Below are 13,612 nucleotides of genomic sequence, written 5' to 3'. Positions count from 1 at the left end.
TATTTCCTCTATTTCGGTTCGAGCTCGATTATAGTCATCTCAGACTAAGATGACTAATCTAAAATGCTGCTTTAGGCGTCATTGTCTATTTGCTGAGTGTGCAACTACACAATACTAAATTTTTGACATGAAAAAACCGCCCGAAGGCGGTTCTTTACAACTTATGCTATGCCAAATTATTGGATTGCATAAATGCTGATTTCTACACGACGGTTTTGCTCACGACCTTCTGCAGTCGCATTCGATGCGATTGGGTTTGCAGCACCGTGACCTTGTGCATTAATACGTGAAGTTGATACACCACGGCTAGACAAGTAGTTTGCAACCGATTGAGCACGTGCTTGCGACAATGGGATGTTGATTGAGTCATTACCAGTGCTGTCAGTATAACCAGTCACTAAAATACCGCTCTTGTTATCTTCAGTTAGCGTTTGCGCAACTTTGTTCAGCGTTGTATAGAAGTTAGGTTTGATGTTTGATTTGTTGGTATCAAACGTGATGTTACCAGGCATAACCAAACCAACAGAACCATCTGCATTACGGTTTACTTCTACACCAGTACCCGCCATTTGCTGACGTAATTTTTTCTCTTTATTGTCAAGATAAACACCTGCAGCACCGCCAACTACAGCACCAATTGCTGCAGCACGGTTATTTTGTGCGCTTGTATTTGCATTGCCTTTAGAAATACCATAACCCGCAGCAGCACCAATAATTGTGCCTAGTGCAGTTTTGTCATATTCCACACCACCAAGGTTATTACCAGTCGATTGACAACCAGTTAAAACCATTGCCCCTACGACTGCTGCTGAAATTGCTAGTGCACGCATGGCATGCCTCCTTACTTTGTGTTTTGTTGTATGATGCAAATATTGAATGAAAAAATAGACTTAGACCATTGATTTTTTGTTAATAAAAAAACTTTTGCTTACAAATCTTCATGATCGTGTACAAATCTTGGTATAACTTCATCACAATTTCTACACACTTTCACTTCAACACTTTTTTATTTTAAAAACAACATTTATATTGAGTCTATAAATCAATATGTGACGCATTGGACGATTTTTCTTCAGGACCGATTTTTATGTCATCGCAAGCTAAAAAACACCCTTTATTAAAAAAAATCACAAAAGGACTCACCGTGGGTACTGTCATTACCGGCAGTACATTTTTTCACGGTCCACCTGTGTTGGCGCTGGGCTTGACCAAACTGCTTAAACAGTCCCGCAAAGTCGATGAAACCAATATTCAAATTACCAACAGTTGGCTAAGTGTGAATAACTGGCTGATTGACCATGTTTTACCCAACACAAAGTGGGACATCAGTATTGATGAAGACTTGGCGCTCAGCATGCAAGGTCGTTACCTGATGACCTGTAACCACCAAAGCTGGGTAGACACTACGGTCAATCAATATTTTGGTTTAACCCGCATGCCACTGACCCGCTTCTTTACCAAGTGGGAACTGATCTTTATTCCATTTGTGGGTCAGGCCTTTAAAATTTTAGGCTTCCCAATGATGAAAAGGCATACCAAAGCCCAGATTGCCAAAAAACCTGAACTGAAAGATCGTGATATGGAAGAAGCACGTAAAGCTTGTCAACAGTTGTTGAGTCAGCCCTTTACCCTGCTCAACTATTTAGAAGGCACTCGCTTTACTCAAGAAAAACATGATCAGCAGCAATCGCCATATCAACATTTATTAAAGCCTAAAGCGGGTGGCTTAGCACTGGCTTTGAATATTTTGGGCGATCAAATTGATGCTTTAGTGGATATGACCATTGTTTACCCAGATGGTGTGCCAGGCTACAGCGAGTTCTGGCTCGGAGAAGTTCCTCGCATTGCGGTAAATTTACGAAAAATCAACATTCCAGACTGGGTCTTGGGTGGTAATTACGAAGATGATGCTGAATACCGTGAGCGTTTCCAGCAATGGGTGCATGAATTATGGTTGGAAAAAGATCAGCTGATTGAATCCATGCAACAAAAATTTGCTGCCCCGACGGCCTAACCCAATCAGGTGAACCATGAAAAAGTCTGAAGAGCCTGTAATCAAATCCTCATTCCATACCCTGCGTAAAGATTCATGGGGTTGGAAAATTGCCTTAATTTATGACTTGTTTTTGATGGGTTTAATCATCTTCAACTTGTTCTGTTTAAGTGCCAATGCCATTTTAATGAGTGATTTTGGTGAATGGCTGTTCGACTTTATTCGCCTGCCTGAAATCTTACAGTTTTATCGGGGCGAGTTACGTCCTTGGGTGATTATCACCGAAGGTTGGTTTACCACATTTTTAATTGTGGAATTGAGTGTGCGCTGGGGCATTGCTATTATTTTTAAGCATCATCAACGCTGGTGGTTCTTTCCGTTTATTCACTGGTATGAAATTCTCGCAATCATTCCACAGCTACGTTTTTTACGTTTATTACGCGCCTTTGCTATTGGCTACAACCTGCATAGTCACGGTTATAAAGTCATCCCAAATAGTTGGTATAAACGTGGCAACTTCTATTACAGCTTATTGATGGAAGAACTGAGTAGCCGAGTGGTACTGACTGTGCTGAATGGCGTACAGCGTGAACTGACCACTAGCACCACACACAAACAGTTTATTGATGATTTGGTCGAGCGGCATCGTCAGTTACTGGCCATTGCACTGGCGGATATTCTGCAAGAATCCTTGGGTAAAGAGTTGCAAGCCCAACGCCACCAAATTGCAAAAAATGTAGGGCTGGTAGTCAATCAAGCCATTGAAGATACACCTGAGCTAACTCAGCTTCTGCGTCTGATTCCATTGGTTGGTGGTCGTATTGAACAGCAAATTCAAAGTATTGGTCAGCGACTAGGCGAAAACATCACCCAAGGCTTGATTGAACCTTTTGCACAACCGAACGCACAGTCCAGCAACCCGACGTATCAAATGATTGCCGAAAAAATTAGTCATATAGAAGTTGAACATAATCAGCATATTGATAAATTAGTAGAGTCAGCAGTATTTGAAAGTTTGGAAGCCATTCGCAAACAAGTAAAAGTCAAACAATGGCAACAAATTTTAGATGAAGGACAACAACAGAATATTTCATGAGTGCGTTTTAACATTTTTACGATTGGGATAAATATTTTTAGTCATGCAACTAGAGAATTCACCCAATTTGTTCTAGGATTTGCTCTATTTATAATATGACTTCGACAACCAGCAGAGTCAGAAGTGTTAAGGAATTATTATGGCTGACATACGGATAAAAGGCAGATTGGTCAATGCGATTCGCATTAGCTTAGACACCAATGATCATGATGCGATCCGCCAGCAACTAAGCCCAATGTTGCAAAAATCATTTCCACCAGGTGTTTTGGTGGTTATTGAAAGTTCAGTCGAACAGGAACTGATTGCACTGATTCAATTACTCATTAGTTTAGAGGCACAGCCAATTGCGGTGACCGAAGGACTATTGGGCGATCAGGCACGTGCCATTCAATTTCCTGTGATTCCACAAGACCGCCCACTTCAGGAAGTGAAAGCGACCAAAGAACAAGTGGTGGAAGTTAAACCTGAGCCCGCCGCAGAACAACAGGCTGAAAATCAAGTCGCTGAAACTGCACCTGCAGTGGCACATATTACGTCGTATCACGATGAAATTTTGCGCACAGGTCAATGTTTGGTACAGCATCAGGGCGACATCATTTTAACCGCAGGCATTAATAGCGGTTCAGAAGTGATTGCTTCAGGAAATATACATATTTATGGTAGTGTACGTGGTAGAGTCATTGCCGGCGCGGGCGGGAATATTACAGCACGAATTTTCTGCCATTCCCTTGAAGCAGAATTGGTATCTATTGCAGGCACATATTGCGTTGCGGACGACATTCCACAGCATGTGACCAAAAAACCTGTGCATATTTACTTAAATGATAACCAAGAGCTTGTATTTGAAGCTCTACAATTTTAATGTATAAATAATCACCAAAAATCCCCAAAAAATATAGGGGAATTTAAACCATAACAGGAGTGGATTCGGTGGCGAAAATTGTTGTCGTAACATCAGGCAAAGGTGGCGTAGGTAAAACCACTACAAGTGCATCTTTTGCAACAGGTTTAGCCCTACGTGGTCACAAAACTGTTGTTATCGATTTTGACGTGGGTTTACGTAACCTTGACTTAATTATGGGTTGTGAACGTCGCGTTGTTTATGATTTTGTGAATGTTTTAAATAATGAAGCGCGTTTACAACAAGCATTAATTCGCGATAAAGATATTGAAAACCTTTATATTCTTCCAGCCTCTCAAACCCGTGATAAAGATGCCCTGACCGATGAAGGCGTGGCACGTATTATGGATGAGCTAGCACAAGAGTTTGATTACATTATTTGTGACTCACCTGCAGGGATTGAGCGCGGTGCTATTTTAGCGATGTATCATGCCGATGAAGCGATTATTGTGACCAACCCTGAAATTTCTTCAGTACGTGACTCTGACCGTATTATTGGTATGCTCGACAGCAAAACTAAAAAAGTAGAACAAAACGAAGGTCGTATCCGTAAGCACCTGTGTATTACACGTTACAACCCAGAACGTGCCGATAAACAAGAAATGCTAACGATTGATGACATTTCTAAAGATATTTTACGTGTCCCTACTTTAGGCGTAATTCCTGAATGTAAGAGCGTACTTCAAGCATCAAACGAAGGTAAACCTGTCATTCTGTATAGCGATGCTGCTGCAGGTCAGGCTTATGATGACTTGGTTGCACGATTCTTAGGTGAAGAACGTCCGTTTCGCCATATTGAAGCGAAACCTAAGGGCTGGTTAGCACGATTATTTGGAGCGTAGACATGGCAGGATTTTGGAGCAAATTATTTAGCGGTGAAGATAAGCCATCTAGCGCACAAACAGCAAAAGATCGCTTAAAAGTGATTGTTGCTTCTGAACAAGGTCTTGGTAAACGCTTAAGCCAAGAAAAAATTGATCAGATGAAGAAAGAAATCATGCAAGTGGTGAACCGCTACGTGCGTGGGGTAGATGAACAACACATTCAAATGTCAGTACGTTCAGAAGCCAATATTGAAATGCTAGAAATGAATATCAATTTGCCTGAAGAGCGATAATCTGAATACTGATTAGTCAAGCAAATTGAATCAGGGCAAAATAACGCAAGTTATTTTGCCCTATTTTTTCAAAAGAATATAAAGGAGATTGCTATGGCATTATCTCAACCTGCAACCTTTAACGAAGCATGGTCAGATGAACGTGTGTTTGCTTACTTAAATCAGTTGCCACCTGCAGGTGTCAATGCAGATTTCCATGTGTTATATCATGCTTTTAAACACATGCGTCCAAGCGACTATGAGCGCTTATTGACCCAGTTTATTGCCGATGGTCGTGACGTGAATGCCACCAATCCTGAAGGTCAACGTATTCATGACGTGATTGCTGAATTCCCTCGTCAAAAAGATGAGTTTTTAGCAGTTTTGGCTAAGTTTGCCTAAACGATTTAGCTGTCTTTCTTTAGCTAAATTCAGCAAAAGATAATGAAATAAAAAATCCCGCAATCGTCATTGCGGGATTTTTTTAACATAAAACAGAATGAGAAAAAACTAAACTAAAATTTCACGTTTTCCGTTTGGCCCCTGCTCACTGACAATACCTTGTTCTTGCATTTGATCGACAATACGTGCTGCACGGTTATAACCTAAGCTAAATTTACGCTGTAAAGACGAAGTCGAAACTTTGCGTGTTTCCAATACAAACGCCACACACTGATCATAAAGCACGTCGCGGTCTGGATTGCCTTCACCATCTTCAAAACCACGTGAAGAGGGTTCTTCATCAAATGGTGTCAAGATTTCATCCACATAGTCTGGGTCACCACGTTCACGCCATGCATCACAAATACGGTTGACTTCATCATCTGAAATAAACGCACCATGCACACGCTCTGGTTCAATTTTACCAGGCCCCAAGAACAGCATATCACCATGACCAAGCAAGTCTTCTGCACCACCTGCATCCAAAATAGTGCGCGAGTCAATTTTTGAGTTTACGCGCAAGGCCACACGGGTTGGAATGTTGGCTTTAATCAAACCTGTGATCACATCTACCGATGGACGCTGAGTCGCAAGCAATAAATGAATCCCTGCTGCACGTGATTTTTGTGCCAAACGGGTAATCATTTCTTCTGCTTTTTTACCGACCTGCATAATCATATCGGCAAACTCATCTGCCACAATCACAATAGAAGGTAATGGAGTTAAGCGTGGAGCACGTTCCTGTGTAGCAGAATCACTCGGTTTCCAAGTTGGATCAATCAGGTCTTCACCACTAGCAAGCGCCTCTTCCACCTTACGGTTATAGTCGCTTAACTTACGAATTTTAAGGAAGGACATTAACTTATAACGACGTTCCATTTCATTGACACACCAATTCAAAGCACTGACTGCATCTTTCATATCAGTCACGACAGGTGTCAATAAATGTGGAATATCATTATAGTTAGCCAATTCCAATTGTTTCGGGTCAATCAGAATTAAACGCAATTGATCAGGTTTATATTTCAGCAGCATCGATAAAATCATTGAGTTCACCGCAACCGATTTACCTGAACCTGTTGTACCTGCAACTAGCATGTGTGGTGCTTTGCCCAATTCTGTAATCACTGGATTGCCTGAAATATCTTTACCCATCGCCATGGATAAAATACCGTTCGGATCTTCAAAAGCAGGGGTTTGCAATAATTCAATCAAACGCACCATTTCTCGGGTGCTGTTTGGCACTTCAATACCAATGTACGGCTTGCCTGGAATGACTTCCACCACACGCACCGATGCCATAGACATAGAACGTGCCAAGTCACGAGAAATATTGGTCACTTTTGACGCTTTCACCCCAGGTGCCAAATCCAGTTCAAAACGTGTCACTACAGGCCCAGGTTGTGCTTCAACCACTTTGGCTTTGACATTGAATTCCTGTAACTTAATTTCCAGCAACTCAGACAAGCGCGCCAATTGTTCTGCCGTAAAATTGACCTTTTTATTCGGGTCAACCTTATCCAACAATTCCAAACCTGGTAGCGGAGAAAGATCACGACGCTTTTCTGCGACCTGCATCGCGCGTGACATTGGACGGCCGCTGGCATCGGTCAAAGGCGCATCAAAATCGAAGTCATCTTCATCTTGTGGCTTGCCTGCTGTTTCCTGCCATGCTTCTACAAAAGCTTCCTTAGATAAGGCAACTTTTTCAGTTGTAGCCGTCTGCGCTGCTGTTGCTGAGCCTGCGACTGTTGCTGCAGTTGCTGCCGTCTGAATTGGTGCCTGCACAAAAGCAGAGCTTTGCGCATAACTACTGCTGCTACGTACTGTGTTTGTTGGATTCTGAGTATGATCATCAAATGGCTCATCACCCAAAAGATCATCCACCAGTAAATCATCTAAACCATCAAGTTCATGCGCTGTGCGATTGTCTTGGCTGACCTGCTTAGGCGTTACAACAGGATGATCTGATGGTGGCGTAAAGTGCGATTCATTACGCTGAAAATCTACTGAAGCCTCATTATTTTTTGCCTCATACTGAGCGTAATCACGCTCTGTTTCTGGTGTTTCTACGTGACTGTCACTTTGGAATGGGCTATGTAAATCACTGGCGGTTTTGCCTTGTGGTACAGCCGCTAACAGCTCATCAAAAATTTGGTCGTCATCCCAATCTAACGATGATTTATTGCCAGACTGCGGCATAGACGTAGTTGGTAATCCATCATTTAATGAATTGCTTTGGATTGGGTGTTCAGGTTCTTCTGAAGCACGCAATAGTGCATGAATGTCTTGGTTATGCTGTGAGTCAGTATTTTCCTGCAAGGCACGCCACACTTCACCTGTTGCCACAATACGCTGGCTGTCTTGTTCCAATTGATGTGCTTTTTCAATGGTTTTTTCTAGCTCTACATCATCAATTTCATCTTGAACTAAAAGCTGTTGTGCCTGTTCATCTTCTTCACGTTGCTGCATGTGATTAAACATACGCTCCGCTGCAGGATGTGGCGTTTCAATCTGTTGATTTTGTTGTGCAACTGCAATTTCTGTAGATGTACGATCATCATGTGCAGCTGTAGTTTCGGCCTGTACCGCAGGCGCAGCAGCAACCACCGTTTTTTTCACTTGCGGTGCAGCACGTTCAAAATCAGATTCTGGCTCAGGCACATTACGGTAAAATAAATCTTGTAGATAGGCAGGTGTTGCTTTTAAAGTCGCCCAAGTTCTGTTCCACTTTACACCAAAGGCCAAAGTAAACAGTAAAACCCAGAACGCCACTAAAAATGCAGTAGCCCCATAAATGGTTAAAAGCTGTGATAAGCTCTGCCCAAGCTCAAAACCGATAATCCCCCCAGATGCGTTATCTAGCGTATCGGCAGGGACTTGCCAAAACAAATACAATAGGCTTGCACTGGCGAGCAAAATAAAAAACTGGGCAGCATAACGAAATGGGCGGTTTAAAAAACTACGTGGCCACCAAACTTGTAACGCTTCAATAAATAAATAAGCAGGAATAAGCAAACTAGCCCAGCCTAAAAATCCAAATAGTAAATCGGCAATCCACGCCCCTGCAACCCCACTGGCATTCGAAACCTGTTGGGTATCACTGGAAATATGCATCCAGCCCGGGTCAAATGGAGTATAGGTCACTGTTGCAAGAAACAGATAAATTCCAAAAGAGACCAAAAATAAAGTCACTATTAAGCGCTGTGCATAAGCACCCGACACCGCAGTCATATACTGTCCTGTTGCCAATTCTTCATCAATGTTTTTGTTTGCTCGTTGGTCTAAAAAGCCACTTATTTGAATGAGCCTCTGCGTTGAATTGATCTATGCAACCTTGAAGAAGATTACAAGATAAAACGTATCGCAGACCTTATATTATGCACGTGTTGCCTAGAAAAAGATGCAAGATTATTGAAGTGTGTTGTTAACTTTTTCTATATAGCTCAAATCGATTTACCTGATCAGTAATATCAAATTTATTCACACAGCAAAGTCATTCTGTTTCACGTATAATTTCATAAATTTCTAAATAAAAAAAGGATGCTGTGCATGAGCGCTCGTCACTCACGATTAATTATTTTAGGTTCTGGCCCTGCGGGTTATAGTGCAGCAGTTTATGCAGCACGTGCTAACTTAAAACCGACATTAATTGCAGGCTTGCAATTAGGTGGTCAGCTGACCACCACCACTGAAGTAGACAACTGGCCGGGAGATCCTGAAGGTTTAACTGGCCCTGCGTTAATGGAACGTATGCAAGCCCATGCCGAACGCTTTGGCACAGAAATCGTGTATGACCATATTAATGAAGTGAATTTAAATGTTCGTCCATTTGTACTTAAAGGCGATATGGAAGAATTCACCTGTGATGCACTCATTATTTGCACAGGTGCAACTGCACAATACTTAGGTTTAGAATCTGAAGCAGCATTTATGGGTCAAGGCGTTAGCGCATGCGCAACCTGTGATGGTTTCTTCTATAAAAATCAAAAAGTAATGGTTGTGGGCGGTGGCAACACGGCTGTAGAAGAAGCATTGTATCTTTCCAATATTGCTTCGCATGTAACCTTAGTACACCGCCGTGATTCGCTACGTTCTGAAAAAATCTTGCAAGATCACTTATTTGCCAAAGAAAAAGAAGGCAAAATCAGCATTCTTTGGAATAATCAGGTCGATGAAGTCTTAGGTGACAACACTGGTGTAACATCGGTACGTTTAAAATCAACCACTGATGGTTCAACTCAAGATGTTGAAGTTTCAGGCTTGTTTGTTGCGATTGGTCACAAACCAAATACCAGCATGTTTGAAGGTCAGTTAAACTTACGTGATGGTTATATTCAAGTGCAAAGCGGCACAGCAGGCAACGCAACACAAACCTCTGTTGCAGGCGTATTTGCCGCTGGTGATGTTGCCGATTCAGTTTACCGTCAGGCAATTACTTCTGCAGGTTCAGGCTGTATGGCTGCGCTAGATGCAGAAAAGTATTTAGATGCCTTAGGCGAATAAACTCAGCTCATTACCTTAAAGACACAAACCGCTCTCAGGAGCGGTTTTTTTATCACAACATTTTTAGGTATGATGCGCAGCAGATCATATAAAACTGTATACGGCTCTTGATATGCAAACGCTCCCAGCTTCATCATTCATTTTTCCAGATCCAATTGAGGTTGATCCTGAAGGTGAAGGCTTGATTTGTGTCGGTGCAGACCTCTCCCCTGCCACTTTATATGAAGCCTATACGCATGGTTTGTTCCCTTGGTTTTCAGAAGGTGAGCCCATTTGTTGGTGGAGCCCAGAACCGCGTTGTGTGATTTTTCCGAAGGATTATCACCCAAGCAAATCCTTAGTCCGCAACATGAAAAAAATAGATTATCGGATCACCATTAACCACGCCTTTGAGCAGGTCATTCGCCATTGTGCCTTGCCGCGTAGTTATGCCAACGAAACGTGGATATCTGATGACATTATTCAAGGTTACTGTCAGCTGTTTGCAGCAGGTTATGGCTATAGTGTTGAAGTCTGGGAACAAAATACTTTAGTGGGCGGCTTATATGGCGTCACCATTGGTCAAGGCTGTTTTGGTGAGTCGATGTTTAGTCATCGCACCGATGTATCCAAAATGGCATTTTATAGCTTGATGCTGATTGGCCAAGAACAAAACTTAGCTTGGATTGACTGCCAATTGGTCAATGAGCATTTGCTTAGCTTGGGTGCATGTACACTTTCTCGCCAAGACTACCTTAAATCGTTACAAGATGTTGTAAAACAGCCCGCCATCAATTGGAAAAAATATCAGGACAGTGTATTTTCAAGTAAAACAATAGCGCAGTATGCGCGCCTACTTGAATGACAATAACAGAGAGGGATCTTGAAAATGAATTCATATCACCCAAAATCCCTGCTAAATGATTTGCAGTATTACATTACCCCGCCGCACGATTGTAGTTATTTATCTGAAAAATCTGCACGCATGGTATTTTTAGACCCTGCACATAAAATTGATGTCGTAACCCTGTCTGAATTATCTCGACTAGGTTTTCGTCGCAGTGGTGACTTTGTCTATCGCCCTGAGTGTCACCTTTGCCGTCAGTGCCTGTCGTCTCGTGTTCCTGTTGCGGAATTTGGCATGAACAGCACCCAAAAGAAAGCATGGAAACGCAATCAAGATTTACACATCCAAATTACCCAACCACAAGATGCTAGTGATGTACATTATGCGCTGTACGAACGCTATATCAATGAACGTCATGCCGATGGCGATATGTTCCCGCCTAGCCGTGATCAGTTTGAAAAGTTTTTAATTCACAGCTGCACCCACAGTTTCTTTTTAGAAATGTGGCAGGAAGATCGCTTAATTGGTGTGTCGACCTGCGACTATTTAGATGACGGTATTTCTGCGGTCTATACTTTTTTTGATCCTGACGAGAGCCGTCGCTCCTTAGGAACATTTGCAGTGTTAAAGCAGATTGAACAAGCCCAACACTTGGGGTTGCAATATGTCTACTTAGGCTATTGGGTGCCACATTCAAACAAAATGAATTACAAGTCCCAATATGTGCCACTTGAACTGCTTTTAGATGGTCAATGGCGACGCATTAACCGCAGTCTAAATGCAGATGAGGTTCAGCAATTGGGAAACTCCTTAATGACGACGCTGCCCTTGGGTTGGAATAACTCGATCATTAAATAAAATACAGTAACCCCATACTAAATGTGTTGAGATTTCACGTTTACTTAAACAAACTGGCAAAATCGTCGCTGCAAGATTTCACCATAATAATGGCATGCTCACGTGTGCCATCAGGTTTAGGATAATAATTTTTACGTAAATCAATTTGATGAAAGCCTGATTTTTCATACAGCGCAATTGCAGCCTCATTACTTTCGCGCACTTCCAAAAAAATTTGCACAGGTTGATTATTCAGCTCGGCAATTGAATGTTCTAACAATTGATAACCCAAACCCTTGCCTTGCTGACTAGGATGCACTGCCATCAACAACAAATTGGCTTCATCCAACACGGGTTGCAAAATACAAAAAGCCACCACTTTCCCCGCCTGCTCAATGACCGTGGTGTGATAGTTTTCTACCGCTTCAGCAAACTGCTTAGCCGACCACGGATGGCTTTGTACCAAATTTTCAATTGCAACAACATCGGCCACATCGCCAGCTTGCATTAATCGAATCATAAGAAATGATCTTGTTAGGTGTTAAGATGTAGGCATTATAGAAGTCATAACAAAAAAATCGAGCAAAAAAAAAAGCAACGTGCGTTGCCTGACCAAAGGGAAAAGTTTAGAAGCCTAATTTGGCTTTCCATGTATCCAACAAACTCGTAGTATCAACATCATTAGGATGAAAACTTGGTTTAAAATACAGCAACATTTCTTTTGCCATACCGGTAATCACGCCTTTCGATGGGCTATAAGCATAACGATAAATCATTTTTAAGTTTTCAAGATTCAACTGCTGATCTTGTTTGAGTAAACGTAGTAAAAAATAATTTTGCACGAAAAATAAAGTTAGCATTGAAATCACTAATGATGATGTTCGTAATGCGTAGGCTTTTACGCCTTTACCAAATACACCTTCAAATACATCATACGCAACCGCTTTATGTTCATTTTCTTCAATGGCATGCCATAACCACATGGTTTTCATAGTATCGTCACTCATCAACTCTTGAATATGAGAATTGCTGAGTAACTGTGAGGCAATCGTAGCCGTAAAATGCTCTAAGGCTGTGGTTGCAGTTAAATCCACCATTTCCTGTGTAATACCAACAGGTTTTGCGATTTTGGCAAGCAGCTTGCGTGTAGTCTGAATGACTGTATCAGTATGACGATCTAAAGTATCAACATCATGTCCAAACTTTTGCGCTGAAGCATTAAAGCCCACATGCTCATGTGTATGCATGGCTTCTTGACCAATAAAAGCGCTGATTTCTTTTTGCAATTCAGCATTGTCTTTTAGCATTGGGTGATAACGTACAGCACGCACACTGTCTATAAAGAACTTTTCACCTGCAGGGAATAAAGCAGATAATGCAGTCATAAAATGGGTAAGACCAGCATTCCCACTCATCCAATATTCTGGCACTGTATCAAAGTTAAAATTCATGCGACGTACAGGGAAACTTGCTCCTGCTCGCTGACTAATACTGACTTTAGCATTCATATTTTATCTCCCTCGATTACTGCAAAACCAATACATCTATTCAGTAACCGACGTATTTCTTATTTTTGACTTGCTTTCATCTTAAAGTTTTCTCGTTTTTGTTTAAGTGCAGTTAAGGACAGCAAATTGTCAGTTCAGGACATGAGGAACGAAAATAATGATGAGTGAAATTGTTTTTGTGGTGCAAAAGCACAAATAGCAATACTTTAAATTTGTTTTGTGATTTAGATAAAAAATAACCATAAAAAAAGCGCTCCAAATGGAGCGCTTTTTCACACTATACAGTGATTATGCTGTTACTTTAGCAACAACACCAGCACCTACAGTACGACCACCTTCACGGATCGCGAAGCGTAAACCAGCGTCCATTGCGATTGGGTGGATTAATTCTACTGACATTTCTACGTT

At 41.7% G+C, this 13,612-nt stretch carries 13 protein-coding genes and 1 pseudogene; 9 read left to right on the top strand and 5 right to left on the bottom strand.

Annotation, left to right across the window (positions count from 1 at the left end):
• Positions 1-176: 176 nt before the first annotated feature.
• Positions 177-830 (bottom strand): OmpA family protein, encoded by a 654-nt coding sequence (locus HHA43_RS09720; protein ID WP_168418244.1) that lies wholly within the window; start codon positions 828-830, stop codon positions 177-179.
• 257 nt (positions 831-1,087) lie between these two features.
• Between HHA43_RS09720 and HHA43_RS09715 the strand changes: the two genes are divergently transcribed.
• From HHA43_RS09715 to HHA43_RS09690, 6 genes are all read left to right on the top strand, one after another.
• Positions 1,088-2,014 carry an acyltransferase gene (locus tag HHA43_RS09715; protein WP_168418245.1) on the top strand — a complete coding sequence of 309 codons (927 nt, stop codon included), beginning with the start codon at positions 1,088-1,090 and terminating at the stop codon, positions 2,012-2,014.
• Between the two features lie 16 nt (positions 2,015-2,030).
• Entirely contained in the window at positions 2,031-3,089 is a 1,059-nt protein-coding gene (locus HHA43_RS09710; protein ID WP_168542538.1) for a preprotein translocase subunit SecA, read from the top strand.
• Between the two features lie 139 nt (positions 3,090-3,228).
• Positions 3,229-3,951, top strand: a complete 723-nt coding sequence (minC, locus tag HHA43_RS09705; protein ID WP_168418247.1) for a septum site-determining protein MinC — start codon at positions 3,229-3,231, stop codon at positions 3,949-3,951.
• A gap of 68 nt (positions 3,952-4,019) precedes the next feature.
• Positions 4,020-4,832: a septum site-determining protein MinD gene (gene minD, locus HHA43_RS09700; RefSeq protein WP_004975294.1), complete on the top strand. Its 813-nt coding sequence runs from the start codon at positions 4,020-4,022 to the stop codon at positions 4,830-4,832.
• 2 nt (positions 4,833-4,834) lie between these two features.
• On the top strand, positions 4,835-5,107 hold the full coding sequence (minE, locus tag HHA43_RS09695; protein WP_004975292.1) for a cell division topological specificity factor MinE: 273 nt from the start codon (positions 4,835-4,837) through the stop codon (positions 5,105-5,107).
• A gap of 93 nt (positions 5,108-5,200) precedes the next feature.
• The gene (locus HHA43_RS09690; RefSeq protein ID WP_168418248.1) at positions 5,201-5,488 is read left to right on the top strand and encodes a PA4642 family protein; all 288 of its coding nucleotides are present in this window, start codon (positions 5,201-5,203) and stop codon (positions 5,486-5,488) included.
• A gap of 108 nt (positions 5,489-5,596) precedes the next feature.
• Here HHA43_RS09690 and HHA43_RS09685 read toward each other — a convergent pair whose 3' ends face one another.
• The gene (locus HHA43_RS09685; protein ID WP_168542536.1) at positions 5,597-8,761 is read right to left on the bottom strand and encodes a DNA translocase FtsK; all 3,165 of its coding nucleotides are present in this window, start codon (positions 8,759-8,761) and stop codon (positions 5,597-5,599) included.
• 318 nt (positions 8,762-9,079) lie between these two features.
• Here HHA43_RS09685 and trxB point away from each other — a divergent pair, with 318 nt between their 5' ends.
• The 3 genes from trxB (at position 9,080) to HHA43_RS09670 (ending at position 11,717) form a co-directional block, all read left to right on the top strand.
• On the top strand, positions 9,080-10,033 hold the full coding sequence (gene trxB, locus HHA43_RS09680; RefSeq protein ID WP_168418250.1) for a thioredoxin-disulfide reductase: 954 nt from the start codon (positions 9,080-9,082) through the stop codon (positions 10,031-10,033).
• A gap of 112 nt (positions 10,034-10,145) precedes the next feature.
• On the top strand, positions 10,146-10,877 hold the full coding sequence (gene aat, locus HHA43_RS09675; RefSeq protein WP_168418251.1) for a leucyl/phenylalanyl-tRNA--protein transferase: 732 nt from the start codon (positions 10,146-10,148) through the stop codon (positions 10,875-10,877).
• Between the two features lie 24 nt (positions 10,878-10,901).
• Positions 10,902-11,717: an arginyltransferase gene (locus HHA43_RS09670; RefSeq protein WP_168418252.1), complete on the top strand. Its 816-nt coding sequence runs from the start codon at positions 10,902-10,904 to the stop codon at positions 11,715-11,717.
• Between the two features lie 40 nt (positions 11,718-11,757).
• On the opposite strand, the gene rimI is transcribed toward HHA43_RS09670, so the two are convergent.
• The 3 genes and pseudogenes from rimI to HHA43_RS09655 all read right to left on the bottom strand — a co-directional run.
• Positions 11,758-12,216, bottom strand: a complete 459-nt coding sequence (rimI, locus tag HHA43_RS09665) for a ribosomal protein S18-alanine N-acetyltransferase (protein WP_168461469.1) — start codon at positions 12,214-12,216, stop codon at positions 11,758-11,760.
• A 106-nt stretch (positions 12,217-12,322) separates the two neighbouring features.
• Positions 12,323-13,204, bottom strand: coding sequence for a metal-dependent hydrolase (locus tag HHA43_RS09660; RefSeq protein ID WP_168542534.1), 882 nt, complete (start codon positions 13,202-13,204; stop codon positions 12,323-12,325).
• Positions 13,205-13,492: 288 nt separating this feature from the next.
• A pseudogene (locus HHA43_RS09655) lies at positions 13,493-13,612 on the bottom strand (elongation factor Tu); the annotation flags it as partial.

The sequence above is a fragment of the Acinetobacter sp. A2 genome, from assembly GCF_012371325.1.
In the GTDB taxonomy this organism is placed as follows: Bacteria; Pseudomonadota; Gammaproteobacteria; order Pseudomonadales; family Moraxellaceae; genus Acinetobacter.
This window is presented reverse-complemented; position numbering and strand designations above follow the sequence as displayed.